Source organism: Lacinutrix neustonica (assembly GCF_026625145.1).
GTDB classification, from domain to species: Bacteria; Bacteroidota; Bacteroidia; order Flavobacteriales; family Flavobacteriaceae; genus Lacinutrix; species Lacinutrix neustonica.
Genome location: NZ_CP113088.1, coordinates 1,735,359 through 1,753,909 on the forward strand (window position 1 = coordinate 1,735,359; position 18,551 = coordinate 1,753,909).

The 18,551-nt window shown below is 34.7% G+C and carries 17 protein-coding genes and 4 pseudogenes; 11 read left to right on the forward strand and 10 right to left on the reverse strand.

Features of this window, described 5'->3' with window-relative positions; all coding sequences use genetic code 11:
* The first annotated feature begins 72 nt into the window (after positions 1-72).
* From N7U66_RS09645 to murI, 9 genes and pseudogenes are all read left to right on the forward strand, one after another.
* Positions 73-732, forward strand: a complete 660-nt coding sequence (locus tag N7U66_RS09645; protein ID WP_267678313.1) for a CBS domain-containing protein — start codon at positions 73-75, stop codon at positions 730-732.
* Positions 733-735: 3 nt separating this feature from the next.
* Positions 736-1,612, forward strand: a pseudogene (locus N7U66_RS09650) (NAD kinase).
* Between the two features lie 108 nt (positions 1,613-1,720).
* On the forward strand, positions 1,721-2,266 hold the full coding sequence (gene porG, locus N7U66_RS09655; protein ID WP_313791489.1) for a type IX secretion system protein PorG: 546 nt from the start codon (positions 1,721-1,723) through the stop codon (positions 2,264-2,266).
* Entirely contained in the window at positions 2,247-2,414 is a 168-nt protein-coding gene (locus N7U66_RS21665; RefSeq protein ID WP_313791490.1) for a DUF6089 family protein, read from the forward strand. The genes porG and N7U66_RS21665 overlap by 20 nt, the downstream gene beginning before the upstream one ends.
* A 5-nt stretch (positions 2,415-2,419) precedes the next feature.
* Positions 2,420-3,157: pseudogene (locus N7U66_RS09660) on the forward strand (isoprenyl transferase).
* Positions 3,129-5,742: pseudogene (gene bamA, locus N7U66_RS09665) on the forward strand (outer membrane protein assembly factor BamA). The pseudogenes N7U66_RS09660 and bamA overlap by 29 nt, the downstream one beginning before the upstream one ends.
* 203 nt (positions 5,743-5,945) lie before the next feature.
* The gene (locus N7U66_RS09670) at positions 5,946-6,947 is read left to right on the forward strand and encodes an OmpH family outer membrane protein (RefSeq protein WP_267678314.1); all 1,002 of its coding nucleotides are present in this window, start codon (positions 5,946-5,948) and stop codon (positions 6,945-6,947) included.
* 37 nt (positions 6,948-6,984) lie between these two features.
* The gene (locus N7U66_RS09675) at positions 6,985-7,494 is read left to right on the forward strand and encodes an OmpH family outer membrane protein (RefSeq protein ID WP_267678315.1); all 510 of its coding nucleotides are present in this window, start codon (positions 6,985-6,987) and stop codon (positions 7,492-7,494) included.
* 77 nt (positions 7,495-7,571) lie between these two features.
* A complete protein-coding gene (gene murI, locus N7U66_RS09680) occupies positions 7,572-8,354 on the forward strand; it encodes a glutamate racemase (RefSeq protein ID WP_267678316.1) in 783 nt (260 codons plus the stop codon).
* Between the two features lie 161 nt (positions 8,355-8,515).
* Here murI and N7U66_RS09685 read toward each other — a convergent pair whose 3' ends face one another.
* The 4 genes from N7U66_RS09685 to N7U66_RS09700 form a co-directional block, all read right to left on the reverse strand.
* A complete protein-coding gene (locus N7U66_RS09685; protein WP_267678317.1) occupies positions 8,516-9,034 on the reverse strand; it encodes a gamma carbonic anhydrase family protein in 519 nt (172 codons plus the stop codon).
* A gap of 145 nt (positions 9,035-9,179) precedes the next feature.
* Positions 9,180-9,917, reverse strand: coding sequence for a LytR/AlgR family response regulator transcription factor (locus N7U66_RS09690; RefSeq protein ID WP_267678318.1), 738 nt, complete (start codon positions 9,915-9,917; stop codon positions 9,180-9,182).
* Between the two features lie 58 nt (positions 9,918-9,975).
* The gene (locus N7U66_RS09695) at positions 9,976-10,170 is read right to left on the reverse strand and encodes a hypothetical protein (protein WP_267678319.1); all 195 of its coding nucleotides are present in this window, start codon (positions 10,168-10,170) and stop codon (positions 9,976-9,978) included.
* Positions 10,136-12,157 carry a histidine kinase gene (locus tag N7U66_RS09700; RefSeq protein WP_267678320.1) on the reverse strand — a complete coding sequence of 674 codons (2,022 nt, stop codon included), beginning with the start codon at positions 12,155-12,157 and terminating at the stop codon, positions 10,136-10,138. The genes N7U66_RS09695 and N7U66_RS09700 overlap by 35 nt, the downstream gene beginning before the upstream one ends.
* 204 nt (positions 12,158-12,361) lie before the next feature.
* On the opposite strand from N7U66_RS09700, the gene N7U66_RS09705 reads away from it, so the two are divergent.
* Positions 12,362-13,378, forward strand: coding sequence for an SIMPL domain-containing protein (locus N7U66_RS09705; protein ID WP_267678321.1), 1,017 nt, complete (start codon positions 12,362-12,364; stop codon positions 13,376-13,378).
* Between the two features lie 5 nt (positions 13,379-13,383).
* A complete protein-coding gene (locus N7U66_RS09710; protein ID WP_267678322.1) occupies positions 13,384-14,550 on the forward strand; it encodes a vWA domain-containing protein in 1,167 nt (388 codons plus the stop codon).
* A gap of 88 nt (positions 14,551-14,638) precedes the next feature.
* Here the strand turns inward: N7U66_RS09710 and N7U66_RS09715 are convergent, their stop codons facing one another.
* The 6 genes and pseudogenes from N7U66_RS09715 to N7U66_RS09740 all read right to left on the reverse strand — a co-directional run bounded on the left by N7U66_RS09715 (position 14,639) and on the right by N7U66_RS09740 (position 18,531).
* Positions 14,639-15,649 (reverse strand): S8 family peptidase, encoded by a 1,011-nt coding sequence (locus N7U66_RS09715; protein ID WP_267678323.1) that lies wholly within the window; start codon positions 15,647-15,649, stop codon positions 14,639-14,641.
* Positions 15,621-16,151, reverse strand: coding sequence for a hypothetical protein (locus tag N7U66_RS09720; protein WP_267678324.1), 531 nt, complete (start codon positions 16,149-16,151; stop codon positions 15,621-15,623). The genes N7U66_RS09715 and N7U66_RS09720 overlap by 29 nt, the downstream gene beginning before the upstream one ends.
* Before the next feature lie 105 nt (positions 16,152-16,256).
* Complete coding sequence (locus N7U66_RS09725) at positions 16,257-16,544, reverse strand: Sec-independent protein translocase subunit TatA/TatB (protein WP_267678325.1); 288 nt, start codon at positions 16,542-16,544, stop codon at positions 16,257-16,259.
* A gap of 108 nt (positions 16,545-16,652) precedes the next feature.
* Positions 16,653-17,180: an inorganic diphosphatase gene (locus tag N7U66_RS09730; protein ID WP_267678326.1), complete on the reverse strand. Its 528-nt coding sequence runs from the start codon at positions 17,178-17,180 to the stop codon at positions 16,653-16,655.
* Positions 17,181-17,330: 150 nt separating this feature from the next.
* Positions 17,331-17,923 (reverse strand): annotated as a pseudogene (locus tag N7U66_RS09735) (porin family protein).
* An 11-nt stretch (positions 17,924-17,934) separates the two neighbouring features.
* Positions 17,935-18,531 (reverse strand): zinc metalloprotease, encoded by a 597-nt coding sequence (locus tag N7U66_RS09740; RefSeq protein ID WP_267678327.1) that lies wholly within the window; start codon positions 18,529-18,531, stop codon positions 17,935-17,937.
* Between the last annotated feature and the right edge of the window lie 20 nt (positions 18,532-18,551).

Below are 18,551 nucleotides of genomic sequence, written 5' to 3' on the forward strand. Positions count from 1 at the left end.
CACAAAAATACGAAGTAGAACTGCGGTTTTGAACTATTTTTTAATTAATTTGCATAAAATATAATAGTAAGAATGAATCTTCTCGACTACATAATAAACGATATAAAACCACTTTTAAACACAAAAAAAGTGAGTGAAGCACAGTTACTTTTTAATCAGTTAACTTATTCGCATATTCCTATTAAAAATGAAGAAGGTGTTTATTTAGGTTGCATTTCGGAAAACGACGTCCATTGTTTTGAAAGCGAGAAACACATTAAGGATTATGCCTATGCCCCTGAAGGTTTTTTTGTAAGAGAAGACACCAATTGGCTAGATGTTTTGGAAGCCTTCGCTCAAAACGCAACAAACATAATGCCTGTATTGAGTAATAAAAATGTATATTTAGGCTACTATGAGTTAAATGATGTTATTAGTCTTTTTAATGAAACCCCTTTCTTTTCAGAAGCTGGCGCTATATTAATTGTTGAAAAAGGGCTTACAGATTATTCTTTTAGTGAAGTAAGCCAAATTGTAGAATCTAACGACGGGAAATTATTAGGAGCCTTTATCTCTAAAATTGAAAATGACGTTGCACAAATCACACTTAAAATTAGCAATGCCAATTTAAATGACATCATGCAAAGTTTTAGACGCTACAGTTATAACATATTATCTGGTCATGAAGATGACAGCTATTTAATAAGTTTAAAAGAACGTTCAGATTATTTAAACAAATACCTAAACATGTAATTAATGAAGGTAGCCGTTTATAGTCAATACCCAAAAAAGCAATCTGAAGAAGCATTACAAGTATTAACAAAAGCACTTTACAAAAGAAAGGCCTCGGTATTTCCGGAGAAAGCATTTTATAATGATATTAGAAATGAATTCCAAAACACTTCCCATTATAACACCTTTGAGACCCTAGACAAAAGCTTCGACCTTTTAATAAGTATTGGTGGTGATGGTACTATACTACGTGCCATAACTTTTGTTAAAGATTTAGACATACCTATTGTTGGTGTGAACACTGGAAGACTTGGGTTTCTGGCAACCATTCAAACGGAAGACATTGAAGAGGCCATTGAACATATCTGCCAAAAAAAATATTCTTTATCTAAACGCACCTTGCTTTCTATAGAAACATCTCCTGAAAATAAAGATATACTGGAGCTCAATTTTGCATTGAACGAAATTGCCGTAAGTAGAAAAAATACAACTTCAATGATTACGGTTGAAACGAAGCTTAATGGCGAATACCTAACCTCCTATTGGAGTGATGGTTTAATTATCGCAACACCAACAGGATCGACCGGCTACTCTTTAAGCTGTGGAGGACCAGTAATTACTCCGAGACACCACTAGTTTTGTTTTAACTCCCATTGCACCTCATAATCTAAGCGCACGCCCTTTAGTGATTGAAGATTCGTTTACCATTGAATTAAAAGTAAGTGGTCGGGAAGATAACTACCTCGTCTCGTTAGATTCTAGAATAGCCACACTTTCCAACAATACGATCATTACAATAAAGAAAGCGCCTTTTACTATTAATATGATAGAATTAGATAGTGAAAGCTTCTTAACCACACTAAGAAAAAAACTGCTTTGGGGAGAAGACAACCGCAATTAGCTTTTTATATTACAATATTTCCAGTTTAAAACTGTTTAAGCTGTAACTATTTGGTCTAAATTATTATAGGCTAATCTTATTTATTATATTTGCAAACTTTTAAGATTCATGAGGCATTTAACTGTTTTAATAATACTATTTTTAAGCACGCAACTGAGCCACACCCAAATAAACGAATTAGGTGTTTTTGTTGGTGGCAGTAATTTTATAGGCGATGTTGGTGCAACAGACTATATTTCCCCAAAGCAACTGGCTTTTGGAGGTGTTTATAAATGGAATAGAAGTCCGCGACACTCTTATAGAGTGTCTTTAGTTTTTACAGAATTAGAGGGGATTGACACAGACTCAGACGACCCTGGGCGCCAAATTAGAGGTTACGAATTTAACAGTAACATTTTAGAGTTATCTGCAGGAATGGAGTTTACTTTTTTTGATTTCGACTTACATAAAGGCAAAAATGTTTCTACCCCCTATTTATATACGGGCATTAGTGTTGCTAAACACGATAATTTTTATTTCAACAGTAACGGTGAGATCATTGATGAAAATACCAGTAGCTATGCTTACGGCATCCCTATGGCATTAGGCTTTAAAACTGCTATTTCAAGTGATTTTATTATTGCTTTAGAAGTGGGTGCCGAGATATACTTTTAGTGATGAAATAGATGGCAGTGTTCCCGATGCAAAAGAAGCCGTAGCTCTTAACAGTTTTGGAAATCTTAATAATAATGACTGGTACACTTTTACAGGAATAACGCTAACCTATACCTTTGGTAGAAACCCCTGTTTTTGCATAGAATAAAAAATGTGGATTTAAAAAACATAAATACAAACGCTTTACCTAAACACGTGGCCATAATTATGGACGGTAATGGGCGTTGGGCCAAACAAAAAGGATTCCTCCGTGCTGTCGGTCATGAAAACGGAACAAAGGCTGTTAGACAGACCGTTGAGGCTGCGGCAGAGCTAGGGATAGAAAACTTAACACTTTACGCTTTTTCTACCGAAAACTGGAACAGGCCTAAACTCGAAGTAGACACTTTAATGAGGCTACTAGTATCTTCATTGAAGAAAGAAATAAAAACCCTTCATGAAAACAACATAAAACTTAAGGCCATAGGCAACTTAGAAACCTTGCCTAAAAAAGTTCTTAAAGAACTAACAGAGGTTATAGAAAGCACAAAAAGCAACAATCGTACGACACTAACCTTAGCTTTAAGCTACGGCTCACGCGCAGAAATGATAAATGCCTTCAAAGAAATAAGTGTTAAAGTTAAAAATAATATAATTTCTGCGGAAAATATTGATGAATCGATTATTAATGAGCATCTTTACACGCAAAATTTACCGAGATGTTGATTTACTTATAAGAACAAGTGGAGAGCAACGCATTAGTAATTTTTTATTATGGCAAATCGCTTATGCTGAATTGTATTTTACTAAAATACTTTGGCCGATTTTACAAAGCAACACTTTTGTGATGCCATTATAGAATATCAAAATAGAGAACGACGCTTTGGAAAAACAAGTGAACAAATTAGTTAAACAATTACAATTGAAAACATTCCTACAATTTACACTATTCGCTACAATATTCTTATTTAGCTTTTTTACTCAAGCCCAAAATTTATCTTTCGATGATGGCAAAAAATATACCATCGCAGAAATCACTGTAAAAGGAAACACAAGTTTTAGTGAGCAAACCATCATTGCCTTTTCTCGTTTAAATAAAGGAGACCAAATTTTAATTCCTGGAGAAGAAATTAGCGCGGCGATTAAAAAATTGTGGAATACAAATCTCTTTAGTGATATTGAAGTCTACCTGCTTAAGGTGGAAGGAGATGCTGCTTACTTAGAAATAAGACTGTCAGATTTACCGAGAAATAAACGAAATAAAAGTTGTTGGCGTAAAAAAGAGCAAAAAAGAAGCGCTTCTTAAAGAAAACAAACTTCAAAAAGGAGCAAAAGTTACCGAAAACCTAATCACCACAACGAAAAACTACATTCAAAATAAGAATAAGAAAGCAGGGTACTTTAATACTAAAGTAAATATCAACACCATACCCGTTCAAGATTCTATAGACAAAGCCGGAGTAAATATGGTGTTAACTGTAGATAAAGGAGAGAAGGTAAAAATTGATGAAATCAATTTTGAAGGCAATGCCATTCTAAGTGATAAAAAACTAAAAAAAGCCATGAAGAATACGAAGCAAAAAAAACTGCTTCGTATTTTAAAACGTTCAAAGTATATAGAAGCAGACTACAAAGAAGATTTGGTTAGCATCATTAATAAATACAAAGAAAATGGTTATCGTGATGCCCGCATAATTAAAGACACATTAATTATAAATAATCAAAAAACTATTAGTTTAAATATTAAACTAGAAGAAGGAGAAAAGTATAGCTTTGGGGACATTTCCTTTATAGGGAACACCATCTATAGTGATGAGTTCTTAAAACGTCAATTGCGTATAGAAAAAGGCGACACCTATAATGGGGTGTTATTACAAAAGCGTATTGCAGATGATTCAAGACCAGATGGTGCTGATATTACTAATCTTTATCAAGATCATGGCTATTTGTTTTCTACAATTAATCCTGTAGAAATTAATGCAGATGGCAACGTTATAGACATGGAAATTAGAATTACTGAAGGTAAGCCAGTATACTTTAATAAAGTAACTGTAGTGGGTAACGAGAAAACTAACGATCATGTTATATATAGAGAAATAAGAACACGCCCAGGTGAATTATATAGTAAAGCTAATGTGGTTAGAACAGTACGTGAATTAAGTCAGTTAGGCTTTTTTGATGCAGAGCAAATTTCACCTAACTTTAAAAATGCCAATCCAGATGAAGGTTCTATAGATATGGAATACGCTGTTGTAGAATCTGGTTCAAGCCAAATAGAATTGCAAGGTGGTTACGGTGGCGGAGGCTTTATTGGTACCTTAGGCTTGTCATTTAACAACTTTTCACTTAAGAATATCTTTAATAAAGAGGCTTACAAACCCATTCCAATGGGGGACGGCCAAAAACTAGCTTTGCGCTTACAAGCGAGTCGTTTTTACCAAACGTATAGTTTTCAATTTTCTGAACCTTGGATGGGAGGAAAAAAACCAGTCCAATTTTCAACATCTCTGTCACATACTAAACAGTTTTTATACAACCCACAAACTCGAAGTGCCGATAAAGACAGAAGATTTAACATTACGGGATTAACCGTTGGTTTGGCAAAACGTTTATCTGTTCCTGATGATTATTTTACATTATCACAAGCAGTCAGTTTTCAACATTATAACTTAAAAAATTACAACACTGGTCTTTTTACTTTTGGAGATGGGTACTCAAATAACCTCTCTTACACTGTTGGTTTAACAAGAAATAACACGTTTAATGATCCTGTTTTCCCAACAGGTGGATCAAACTTCTCAGTAACAGGTAAATTATCGTTGCCATATTCCTTGTTTAACGGGGTAGATTATGAATCGCTTGCCACCGAGAGAGACGAAAAGACGGAGTTTATCAACGACCCTACTAACAGTATTGATGATAGAACAGCTGCATCTAATAGAATTTCAGAAATTGATCAAGAGCGCTTCAAATGGTTAGAATTCTATAAAATTAAATTCAAAGGAGACTGGTATACCAAGCTAGTTGATAAATTTGTGTTTAAATCAACCATAGAATTTGGCTTTTTAGGTGCGTATAATCAGGATCGAGGTATTATTCCTTTCGAGCGTTTCTTTTTAGGAGGTGATGGCTTAGGCACCTATAGTTTAGATGGTAGAGAAGCTGTTGCTTTGAGAGGCTATCCTAATCAAGCCTTATCAGATAATGATGGTGGCACGATTTATAATAAATTTTCTTTAGAGCTAAGGTATCCTATTACCTTAAAACAATCGGCAAAGATCTATGCCTTAGGGTTCTTAGATGCAGGGGCTTCCTATTCTGACTTTAAAGATTATAATCCTTTCAATGTAAAACGTTCTGCTGGATTAGGCGTTAGAGTATTTATGCCAGCATTTGGCTTATTAGGTATTGATTTCGGACATGGTTTTGATCCTTTACCAGGCAACACAATTAAGCATGGCTGGGAAACACACTTTATAATAGGACAACAATTTTAATACATAACACCTTTTATTTCACACAAAATTTTATTTTTGGCACGATATTTTCAATATAGTTTTCGAGGATTTGGAACAATAATTAAAATTTTTAAATTTAAAATTCGTTATTTTGAAACTATGTAATTTAAAATAAGACAGTTCGACAACAATTAGCTGTATTTTTTTGAGTTAAACAGTTAATAAATTTAAAATATAGCCACATGAAATTTAAAGTTCTTTTTTTATTGACAATGGTATTGATGCTCTCTTTTCAAGCACAGGCACAACGTGGCGTAAGAATTGGTTACATCGATACTGAATACATTTTAGAAAACGTACCAGAGTATGCAGAGGCGACTTTACAGTTAGAATCCAAAGTACAAAAGTGGAAAGGTGAGATAGAAACAAAATTAAGTGCTATCCAGCAAAAACGAAAAGATCTAAATAATGAAAAGGCACTTTTAACTAAAGAGCTTATTGAAGAACGACAAGAAGATATCACGTTTGAAGAAAAGGAAATTTTAGACTACCAACAAAAACGATTTGGCCCGAGACGGAGACTTAATGATCCGAAGCGACAATTGATGCAGCCGGTTCAAGATCAAATTTTCCAGGCCGTTCAAGATATTGCTAAAGCAAAAAACTACGATTTCGTATTTGACAAGTCTGCTGACGTGGTAATGTTATATTCAGCAGAACGCTTTGATATTAGTGAGCAAGTGCTAAGAACCATTACGCGATCTGCAAGAAGGAATCAACTCAAGTCTAAAAAAGACAAGAAAGAAGCTAAAGCGGAAGATGTTACCGTAGAAATTAATGAAGCTAAAGACGAAAGAGAACAACTAGCCGAAGATAAGAAAACAGCTCGTGCGAAGTTAGTAGAAGAGCGCAGAAAAGCGACCCTTGAAAAAAGAGCTCAACTTATAGCAGAGAGAGAACAAGCTCAGCAAGAGAAATTAGAGGAAAGAAATGATACAGGAGCAGATGTAGAGAATACTGATGATGAAGAACTAGAAAATGAAAATGGAGATGAAAAGGCGACTTCTAATGACGCTCCAAAAACAAAAGAACAAATATTAGAAGAACGCAGACAAAAAAAACTAGCAGATAGAGAAGCTAGAAAAAAAGAACTTGAAGAAAGAAGACAGAAAATCTTAGAAGACCGTAAAAAAGCAAAAGAAGAAAAAGAGAGTGCTCCGAGACGACGGAAACTAAGACAATAACAATTAATATTTATAACACACAAATACTATTATTAAAATGAAACAATTTAAAACCCTATTTATCGCTGCAGCATTATTTATTGGAGCAACAAGTTTTGTATCTGCTCAATCAAAAGTAGCACATATTAATACTTCAGAGCTTATAAAAGCGATGCCACAAATGAAGACTGCTCAGGCAGATATGGAAAAAGTTGGTAAAACTTACGAAGCAGATATTGCTGCTATGCGTGCTGAGCTTCAAACAAAAATGAAGCAATATGAAGCAGAAGCAACTACTAAGACGCAAGAAGAAAATGAAAAGCGTTACGAAGAAGTACAAGCTGATCAATTAGCAATCCAACAGTACGGTGCTAATGCCCAGCAACAATTACAAAAGAAAGAGTTTGATTTATTAAAACCTATTACAGAAAAAGCGAAAGCTGCTATTGTTAAAGTAGCAAAAGCGCAAGGGTTTAATTATGTATTAGATTCTGCTCAAGGTGGCGGTGTAATCATGGCTGAAGGAAAAGACCTTATGGCAGATGTAAAAAAAGAGTTAGGTATCTAAAAACACCTCAACAAATAAATGACTAAAAGCCGACTTATTAAGTCGGCTTTTGTATTTTTATAAGGTGATACATTTTTATGAGTAAACAACCTATTGGCATATTCGATTCTCGTGTTGGGGGCACTTCTATTTTTAAAGAAATACATGCGCTCTTACCAAACGAAAACACAATTTATCTCGCAGACAGCGCTAATGCCCCTTATGGTACAAAAGGCGAACAGAAGATTGTAGAATTATCCATAAAAAACACAGAACTACTTTTAAATAAAGGTTGCAAACTTATCGTTGTTGCTTGCAATACAGCCACAACAAATGCCATTTCTATTTTAAGAGCAAAATACAATGTTCCCATTATAGGTATTGAACCAGCAATAAAACCCGCTGCTTTGCAAACACAAACCAAAGCCATTGGGATTCTAGCAACTAAAGGCACGCTATCAAGCGCCTTGTTTCACAAAACATCAGATTTATACGCCAATAGCATTACCATTATAGAGCAAATAGGAGAGGGTATTGTACAACTTATTGAAAGTGGAAAAACCCGAAGTCCGGAAATGACAGGATTACTTGAGTCCTACTTAAAACCCATGTTGAAGGCCAATATTGATTATTTGGTTTTAGGCTGCACTCATTACCCCTATTTAATACCAGGGCTATTAGAACTACTCCCTAATCACGTTAAAATTATTGATTCCGGTTTAGCAGTAGCCGGACAAACTAAAGTGGTTTTAGAAACAAGTAATCTGTTAAATACTGAAAGCAAAATACCTAAAAATGAATTTTACATCAATGTAAAAAATACCGAAGTAATGCAATCGCTTTTGGGTGACCAATTTAATGTTGAGTCCCTCAAGTTTTAGAAATTAAAATGGTTCTGCTATTCCTATATAATAGTTCTCATTAATAACACCGTAGAAATAGCCCCTCTGAAAAACTATTCATTTAAAATAAAAACGGACTATTTATAACAAAAAAGTCCATCCATCGCTTCACGCCCATAAAACTCATGATAAAGCAAAGGTTACTCCACTTTAAACCAACCGGAATACTTGACATAGTTTTCAGCAATTCTATGGATCTCGCCATGAATTAAGTCTTGGCTAATGTCCTTTACTTTTTTTGCAGGCACACCAGCATAGATACTACCGGATTCTACTTTGGTATTCTTCGTAACCACAGCGCCTGCCGCAATAATACTATTACTTTCAACGATACAATTATCCATGACAATACTACCCATCCCTATCAATACATTATCCTGAATGGTACACCCGTGAACAATGGCATTGTGACCAATGGAGACATTATTACCAATAACTGTTGGATACTTTTGATAAGTACAATGCACCACTGCCCCATCTTGTACATTGACCTTGTTTCCTAATTTAATGTAGTTAACATCACCTCTTATTACCGCATTAAACCAAATACTACATTGGTTCCCTACTTCTACATCCCCAACAATGGTGGCGTTTTCTGCGATATAACAGTCGTCAGGTAACTTTGGTGATTTTCCGTTTACTGGTTTTATTATTGGCATATATTTCTTTAATTTAAAGACGATCATTAACTAAATTAGTGAGTGTCCTTTTAAGTTAGATAGGATCTAAATGTTAGTTCACTATAAATTTAAATCGCATAATATTAAATATTTTATAAATGAAGAGGCTATCATGATCCCACATTTATTTAAAATAAGCTAATAGATCAGATTTCTTTGAAGGGGACACCATCACTTCTTTTCCATTACTTAAAATAACGCTTCCTCCTTTGCCTTTAACGTATTTAACCACTTCATTGACGTTAACAAGATAGCTCTTATGTACACGAGCAAAGCTCGATTCTTGTAATGCTTCTTCAAAATACTTAAGTGTCTTACTAACGACTTTCTTCTTGTTATTATTAAGGTAAATTTCGGTATAATTATCATCTGCTTTGCAAAACAATATATCGGCGGTGCATATCACTTCAAAACCATTCTGCTGCGGAATGGTGATTTTTCCATCAATATTGGTTTTGGTGTTTGGCACTAGCACCTGATCTTGTAACGCGTCTTCTTTTGTTTTTATTTCCACCACATAGTCCACCGCCTTTATTAAATCATCAATAGCAATAGGTTTCATTAAATAATATGAGGCATGGGCATTTAAAGCATCAATGGCATAATGGTTGTAAGCAGTGACAAAAATAGTTTCAAAATGGCGATCGCCCACTTTATCTAACAAATCGAATGCATTTCCGTAAGGCATTTCGACATCCGGAAAGACTAAATCTAATTCTTGGGCTCGTATTAACTCTAAGGCTTCGTTTATGTTTGATGCTTCGCCTACAACCTCAACAGTAGGACAATATTTACCAAGATAATTTTTTAAGATGGCCCTACTTGTCTCTTCGTCTTCTACTAGTATTGCTTTTAGTTTCATATGCCTTTATGTTTTAGAAGCTCAAGATTTAAGCCCTGAAGTTTCCGGTTTAGTCAATTTAATCCTTCTTTAAAGTTACAACGACCTTTGTTCCCCTGTCTCCTTTTACTTGATAATCTGAAAGGAACACACCTACCCTATCTTTATACATTTCATTTAAAATGGACACTCGCTTTTTAATATTACCCATGCCTTTAGGGTTGTGCTTTTGTTGATTTTCAGTTTTTAAGGCTTGAGACTTTTTCTCGTCCAATACCGTTGTCGGAAATGGTTATAGCGATTTCATCCTCCCCTGTTTTAACTATCGCAATGTCTAAAAAGCCTTTTTCTTTTTTGTAACGTAACCCGTGCCATACAGCATTCTCAATATAAGGTTGTAACAACATGGGTGGAATTTTATAATTGTCAATAGCGATAGTCTTATCGACCGAAATATTATAATCAAATTTGTCTTGAAATCTAAAATGCTCTAATTTAGTGTATAATTCTAGTAATTCTATTTCCTTTTGTAACGGAATAAAATCTTCCTCACTATTTTCTAAAACCGCACGCATAAGCTTAGAAAAATCACTCAAATATTTGTTGGCGGTCCGTTCATCGTTTGAGGCAATAAAACTATTTACCGAGTTTAGTGCATTGAAAATAAAGTGCGGATTCATCCGGCTACGCAGCGATTTTAATGCGAGTAGATTATTCGCCAATTTTTGCTGTTTTATATACTTATACATTAAATAAGCCGTTAACAATAAGAGTAATAAACCGCCAATAAGTGAATATATAATTATTTTCTGATTCTTATTTTGTTCAATATTGAGCTGGTATTTCCCTTCCGATAATTCCCTGTCTTTTTCTAAAGAAACGATACGGTTTTGATTTTCAGCAATCCTTTTAGCATATCTTGCGGCTTGGGCTATCTCTTGATTTTTTTTAACATATAGCTCCTCAACAGACGCGGTGTATGCCTTGTAGGTTTCGTAGGCCTTCTCATAGTTCCCAGTCACATCATATACTTCAGACAACTTTCTTTTAGCGTCCTTCACGACGACTAAGTCCTCTCGCTTATCTGCTTCAGCAATACTTTTTTCTAAATATGGAATGGCTTCCACGTAGTTCTTTTGAAGAAATAAGGCGTTGCCTATTTTATAGTTTTGCTTTTGCGTTGTAAAATCACTTTCGTTGTCTACAGCAGCTTCTGTTTCTATATCTCGTATATCAAGAATAGCTTCCTCCCTTAGCTTAATCTCATCGTCATATTCCGCTTTAGAATTGTTGAAGTCGGCCACCTTTATTTTTTCTTCAACAGAACGTTTTTTGTTTTGTTTTGAAGCCAAGTTGAGTGAATTACTATAAAAAGCTTTGGCTTCTTTTATGCTTCCACTGGCATCAAAAGTTTGCGCAATTTTGGAGTTCAAGTCGGTGACTTTGGGTGTTATTAAATGTTGCTGCGCAAGGTTTAAACCTTCATTGTAAGTTGCAATGGCTTTTTTGTAGTCATTCATTTTAAAATAAACATCTCCTAATCCTTCAAATAATTCTACTTTTTGGTAATTAGATAATTCATTCTTATTGAGTGTTTTGTAAATAGCCACACTTTCCTGATAATTATTATTGTACATATACGCCTCACCCAACTTAAGTTTTACCTTATTAGACTGGAAACTATTTAAGCTAATACGGTAGTTAGACACTGCGAGATCGTACTGTTTCCAATACATATTTACATCACCCAATACTTCAAAAGCCTGTGCATTTTCTTTAACAGAACTGCTGTTTTTTATACTCTCAATAATAAATCGCATACTTTTTTCGGCTGAAATTTTTTTGTATGCGGTTGCTGAGTCAATTAATTTATGAAATGAATTTGTTTTCTTAGATTTGAAAAGACTATCATCACTAGGCACTTTTCGAGGCATGACATCTACAGTAATAGAGGCGTCATTTTGAATGATGTAATAGATGGTTTCAAAATCTTCATGTGATATGATCAGCTCATCGCCCTTTTTAGCTTTAATTCGAAATTCACCAGCCAAATTTGAAGAAGTATAGGCGCCTCCATTAACTTGGATGTTTACACCATTAACCGGTTTATAAGTGTCATTTTCTCGCACAAAACCGCTCACCGAAAAATAAAGGTCTCGGGCGCGATTACCACGTTTTTCTGTTTCTGTACTTTGAGCCATTAAAACACTTTGGCCGCATAACAAAAATAGAAGATAGAGATAGGTTATAATTTGTTTCATCTTTAATTTCTATGCGATAAACTTACACCCTTTAATTGGCATATTAAAATACCATTTTATTAAATCTCGTATAAAATATTATTTATTCCCCTTGTTTACTCATTGATAATTGAGTTCTACTCATTCTTCTCTAGCGTTCACTCATTGTCGATTTTTTCTATTAAACATTGATCATAAATTTACCTCTAATCTAAAAAAGACATCATGAAAATAAAAATGTATTTACTATTGGTAATGTTGAGCACATTGGCCTCTGCACAAATTAAAGGCAATGCTCCTACTATATCAAGACAGAATGTGATGAGTAGTACCTATCTCGCTAACCCACAATCATATGGTAATGCTATTACTAACTTTAGACAACAACCATTAGTCCCAAATGCTAACATTACTATTGATGTAAAAGCACTTAATAATGTCGTTGCAGATGCTTACACGGCTGTTTTTAATATGGTTCAAATTGGAGAGACCAGTGAACAGACTAATAATTTAATGACTGAGCGTGTGAATAAGGTTAAAATAGAATTAATGGCTCACGGTATAAATGACAACGACATTGTCATTGATGTTATTTCCTTTGTGCCGGCTTACGAGACGGTTGTTGAAAACAAATTATTTAGCAAAAAATACAATGAAGTTCCTGTGGGCTTTGAATTACAACAAAACATTCATGTGAAGTTTACCAAAGTCAATCAATTTGAAAAAATCCTGTCGGCTTGTGCCAACAATGAAATCTACAACTTAGTAAAAGTCGATTATTTTATTAATGACATTAAAGCGGTTTACACGACTTTAAGAATGGAAATATTAAAAGCACTACAAGAAAAGCAACAATTTTACAAAGACATGGGTTTCGATTTAAGTCTTTATAAACCTATGATTGCTGATACAAAATATTGCTATTTCCCGAAAGAATTTTACAAAAACTACCAAGCTTTTAACTGTATTTCATTAGAAGCTATAAAGAAAAGCAAAGGGGTACTCACCGCAAAAGAACAAACCGCTTATTATTACGAGCCCTTATCATTTAAAGAATATGATGTGGTTTTAAACCCTGCTATTGTTGAACCTGTTATTCAAGTAGGCATGGAGATAAAATTACAATACATAGAAAAGCAAAAAAGCGAACAACCTAAAGAAAAAGAGGTGATTAAAAACAGATTTTTTATGGTATCAGATGAAGGGAACATTAACATCACAGAATTAAAATTAGAACAATAAAACTTATGAAAACAATTTCTAAAATGAGCTTAATTTTGCTCACCGTATGCAGTATAACCGCTTGCAATGCCAATAACAAAAAACAAAAGGAGACTTTTGCTTTAAATGAAATAGCGAAAACAGGCACACATAAAACTAACAAACAATACGTTAAAGTAGCACTGTTATTAGACACCAGTAATAGTATGGACGGTCTAATAGATCAAGCTAAAGCACAACTTTGGGAGATTGTAAACGAGTTATCCTATGCGAAATGTAACGAGAAGAAACCTAATTTGCTCATTGCCCTTTACGAATACGGTAATGCGAGACTAAATGCTAACGACGGTTATGTGCGTCAAGTTCTAGCTTTTAGTAGTGATTTAGATGAAATTTCTAAACAGCTGTTTTCTTTGACTACTAACGGTGGTGATGAATATTGCGGTTACGTTATTAACACGGCTTTAGATCAATTAGAGTGGGATGATAACCCTGACGATCTGAAATTTATTTTTATCGCTGGAAATGAACCTTTTACTCAGGGTAAGATTAATTACAAAGATGCGGCTAAGCGTGCACACAACAAAGACATTACAGTAAACACTATTTTTTGTGGTAACTACGCCCAAGGCCTTTCTAGTTTTTGGAAGGATGGCGCAGATTTAGCACATGGAGATTATATGGCTATTGATCACAATCAAGAAACCGTGCATATTTCTACTCCTTATGATGACATTATTTTAAAAGAAAACAAAAAATTAAACGAAACCTATGTCGCTTACGGAAAAATAGGGAGAGAAAAAATGAATTTACAGGCAGAACAAGACACCAATGCTGAGGCGTATAGTAGCGCTAATGCAGTAAGTAGAACGGTAAGTAAAAGTTCACACCTATATAAAAATGCCATATGGGATTTGGTGGATGCATCAAAAGAAACCAGTTTTGATTATAAAAATATTGATAAATCTAAATTACCTGAAGTATTAAGGAGCAAATCTGAAATGGAAATTAAGACTTACATCTCTCAAAAGAAAGCGCAGCGCGAAACCATTCAAAATAAAATACAAACATTAAACACCAAGCGAATGGCCTTTATCCTTGAAGCCAATAAAGGACAGACTAATAACTTAGAACAGGCGATGATTAAAGCTATAAAAACACAAGGAGAGAAGAAGAACTACCATTGGAAATAAAAATCACATTAGACCCCTTTGTAAAAAAAGCCTCGAGACGTCTCGAGGCTTTCAATTTATATTGTAAACTTAAATAGTATACATGTGGTTACTGTACGGCTTGCAGGGCATCAATATTTCCATAGCCAAAACTACCATTCTTATTAGGATAGAAATCTGATGATTGCTTTAATTTATTAAGCACCTGTGTTCTACTCCATGTTGGGTGTATTGACCATACGAGAGCCGCAATTCCTGCAACTGTTGCAGTTGCTACAGAGGAACCACCGGTGTAACTCCTTTGATTGTCGTAAAAGCCTAAAACTGGGGGATGTTTACTAGTATCGTTATCTCCTTCCATGATAATAGTGAAATCGATTTTACTTCCACTGTGGCAAGTTTCACATCTTTCATAATTGGAGCCATCATCTACACCAGTTACTGCAACAACTTCACTCATAGTCGCAGGAAAAATAACACCAAAACCATTAGTAAAACTCGTAGACGTTCCACCAGCTGCGAAAATTAATTTATTTTTACTATACGCATATTTCACTGCATCTTTTATGTTCCCTATAGACCATACATAACCAATAGACATTGAAATAATGTCCACATCACTTCTATTCGCTAATTCTGTTAATGCTTTAGAAACTCCTTTACGTTCATGGTAGTCGTTTAATAACACATCTTCTGTGGCGCGATAAGCCACTAAATTTGAATTATATGCTACGCCTACAGGCATGGCATTATCGTTCCTTGGTGCTGCCATCGTTGATGCCATTTGTGTACCATGTCCACATTTATCATGAGGGCCATCATAATTATTAGACCACCACCAGGCAGAATCTATAAACGTCCCATACTTTTCCACAACCCGTCCAGTAGAATATCCATCGTTTATGCCACCAGCGTTTAATAGAGATTGCGATTGAGAGACCCCGGTATCAATTAAACCAATAGTAACTCCTGCACCTGTACTATAATTCCAAGCTTGAGGGATGTTGTGCTCGTAAAAATTCCAAGCCACCTGTGCGTTATTTGGTGCTATAGTACTATAATGTGAGCTATTTATAGACTCTGCTGCTTTGCTACAACCGTGAATCTGAACGCATGACATTATCGGTACCGTAATGATTGTATCCGTTGGGCTCTAAATAACGCACGTTTTTTGCTTTTCTTAATGTTTCTATCGTTTTAATATTTTCGACTCTCACATCTATTACATTAATAATTTCATGTTCCACCACCGTTTCTTTTCCTCGGATATAGTTTTCATGAGTTTCAACAATTTTTAAGATATTATCTTTCTTTGTTTCTAAGGCTGCCGAACGATTTTCACTATAACTTTCATTTTCGCTACCATAACCTACAGTTAGAATATTATTCCCGTGAATAACTGCACTCCAAAGAAAATGATCGGACTCGTTTTCCCAATCAAATTCCTGCCCTCTATTGAGTTGTGATTCGATTTCTGCATTAATCTCAGCAATGGTTAATGGCTGGGATTGATCAATAGTTTGTTGTTCGATTTCTTTAAAATCATTGGTCGTTTCCTCTGCACAAGAAGACACAATACATACTGCTACTAATAAAAGTAGTTTTGAAAAAATGGTTTTCATTTAATATCATTTAATGGATTAGACCCATAAGATATTAAATATTTAACATTTTTTTGGCATTTAAAATATGAAAATGGTGATTTTTTGTAGGGAATTTTCTAAAATCTATAGTTTACGACGGATTGAGCCTGTAAAATCCTCAAGATCGTCTTTTACTTTTTTTAGCTCTTCATTGACATCTTTAGTGATGCTCGTATCTATGCCGTGTTTATCAGCAGATTTTGTGATTTCACTTTTAATGTCATTAGTAGCGTCCTTGAGTGTGCGCATGCCTTTTCCTAACCCGCGGGCGATTTCTGGAATTTTATCGGCACCAAATACCATAACCACTATAAGTAGTATGACTGCTATTTCTGCGCCGCTGATAAATAAAAAGGTTACTAACTGTATCACAGTACAAATATAATAAGTTGTTTTGGGTTTAAATCATTTTCTAAGTTAAAAAGAAAAGCCTTTCAAAAAATAAGTTTTGAAAGGCTTTTCTTTTGTTGAAATACTTCACTAGATAGTAAAGTCTCCATTCGCTTTATGCGCACTATTTTCGTAACGCTCGATGCATTTATTTAAAATCTCGTAAGCTTCTTTGGCATCTCCCCAACCGCCAACATCTACTTTTTTCTTTTCTAAATCTTTGTAAACCTGAAAGAAATGTTCAATTTCTTTAATTTGATGTGGATTCATATCAGATAAATCATTTAAACTGTTCCAAATAGGATCACTTACTGGCACACAAATCACTTTTTCATCTGGTCCTTTTTCATCTGCCATATGAAAGACACCAATAGGTTTTACCTCTACAACACACATGGGAAATGTTGGTTCCCCTCCCATAACTAAAACATCTAAGGGATCGCCATCTAATGCTAACGTTTCCGGAATAAAACCGTAATCTGCCGGATACATCATTGAAGAAAACAGCATACGATCGAAACGTATTTTCTTTAAATCAAAATCGTATTCGTATTTGTTTCTACTCCCTTTTGGTATTTCTATTAAAACGTCGAACGTTAATTTTCCTGCTGGACTCATTGAAAAATTTATTTTTTCACTCCCACGACGGTGGGAATCTTATTTGTTAATACTTAATCCTCTTAAAAAACCTACTGTTTTTCGGGCTGCAAAAGTACGTAATGATTTAAGTATGGGCAAGAAATATTTTAGTCTTGTTCTGTTGTGATATTACAAATCGAAACCTAAAGTAAATTGTAACACTCTGTTTTTAGGTTTTCCATCGTCATACACATCTCCTAAGCCTAAATGGTATCTTGCTCCAATACGTACACCGAATCTGTTTTAAATCCAACGCCAAAATTCACACCGTAATCAAATTTATTTGGGTTAAACTCCTGAGAAGTATCAAATAAGTTAAACGCGCTATCATACTCCTCTTTATGGGAAATAGCTAAACCAATTTGGGGCCCTACTTCAAAAAAGAAATTTTTATTTGGATAAATATTGAAGAGTAAAGGCAGGTTTATATAGTTTACATTTTGAGTAAATGTTGCGTTATCATTTCTAATTTCATATCCCTGTTGTGAATATTGAAATTCAATTTGCAATGCCAGTACCTCGTTAATAAAAGACTCTCCATAAAAACCTACATTAAAGCCATGACGTTGGCCAGTCTCTGCTTCGCCATCATACTTTACTGAAGCTAAATTATAGCCGCCTTTGATACCAAAATTGGATTCGGTTGTTTTTGCAGCTTTTTGTGCATTTAAACCCATTACTGTTATAAATAAGACCGCTAATACTACTATTTGTTTTTTCATTTTTATTTTTTTTAGTTACTATTATTTACCTCCATTTGCTTGTAAATCGGCAATACACTGGGCGTCCAATTGTGGTGCTTGGCTAAGACCAATAAGATTGTCGATACCCGATCCTGTTTCTGAAGCCCGAACATCAAGCAAGTCTCAACATTGCAATGCTTAGCGTGTTCTGCATCTTCGTGATTGGATTGTAAAGGTGCTCCCAAGTTGGTTAAGCCTAAAAGGTGCCCGAATTCATGATTAATTACTGTCGTTTCCGGAACCGTTCTATTAGGTTCGAATGCGCTATTACTGAGATTTTTTATCGTTTCTTCATAAATTACAAAGGATGTATTTCTATAGGCCGTTCCTAAAACCACGGCACTTCCGTAATTACTAGCGGAGGCGCCATCTGCAAAAAAGGCCCAAACAGCAATCTGGTTTGTGGTATTAAATTTTGTTCTATTGTTGTCTTCAATACTTCTAATTTCTGCATTGCTATAAGGAGACATTCCTGGTGAAGGAATCCCTCGTTTTTCTACGGTAATACCATTAGGCTTATAGGTTCTTTCTTCTAAAAAAAGACACGAAGTTATTAATACTCGCTTGAGCAGGTTCAAAACCTTCAACAAACACGACTTCAATTATG

What these genes read in the sequence shown, in the direction of transcription:
- N7U66_RS09730 (WP_267678326.1), bottom strand. Translation starts at nt 17,180, where the DNA reads ATGAGTCCAGCAGGAAAATTAACGTTCGACGTTTTAATAGAAATACCA.
- N7U66_RS09715 (WP_267678323.1), bottom strand. Translation starts at nt 15,649, where the DNA reads ATGTCATGCGTTCAGATTCACGGTTGTAGCAAAGCAGCAGAGTCTATA.
- N7U66_RS09675 (WP_267678315.1), top strand. Translation starts at nt 6,985, where the DNA reads ATGAAACAATTTAAAACCCTATTTATCGCTGCAGCATTATTTATTGGA.
- N7U66_RS09690 (WP_267678318.1), bottom strand. Translation starts at nt 9,917, where the DNA reads ATGAAACTAAAAGCAATACTAGTAGAAGACGAAGAGACAAGTAGGGCC.
- N7U66_RS09670 (WP_267678314.1), top strand. Translation starts at nt 5,946, where the DNA reads ATGAAATTTAAAGTTCTTTTTTTATTGACAATGGTATTGATGCTCTCT.
- N7U66_RS09710 (WP_267678322.1), top strand. Translation starts at nt 13,384, where the DNA reads ATGAAAACAATTTCTAAAATGAGCTTAATTTTGCTCACCGTATGCAGT.
- porG (WP_313791489.1), top strand. Translation starts at nt 1,721, where the DNA reads ATGAGGCATTTAACTGTTTTAATAATACTATTTTTAAGCACGCAACTG.
- N7U66_RS09720 (WP_267678324.1), bottom strand. Translation starts at nt 16,151, where the DNA reads ATGAAAACCATTTTTTCAAAACTACTTTTATTAGTAGCAGTATGTATT.
- N7U66_RS09645 (WP_267678313.1), top strand. Translation starts at nt 73, where the DNA reads ATGAATCTTCTCGACTACATAATAAACGATATAAAACCACTTTTAAAC.
- murI (WP_267678316.1), top strand. Translation starts at nt 7,572, where the DNA reads ATGAGTAAACAACCTATTGGCATATTCGATTCTCGTGTTGGGGGCACT.
- N7U66_RS09700 (WP_267678320.1), bottom strand. Translation starts at nt 12,157, where the DNA reads ATGAAACAAATTATAACCTATCTCTATCTTCTATTTTTGTTATGCGGC.
- N7U66_RS09685 (WP_267678317.1), bottom strand. Translation starts at nt 9,034, where the DNA reads ATGCCAATAATAAAACCAGTAAACGGAAAATCACCAAAGTTACCTGAC.
- N7U66_RS09705 (WP_267678321.1), top strand. Translation starts at nt 12,362, where the DNA reads ATGAAAATAAAAATGTATTTACTATTGGTAATGTTGAGCACATTGGCC.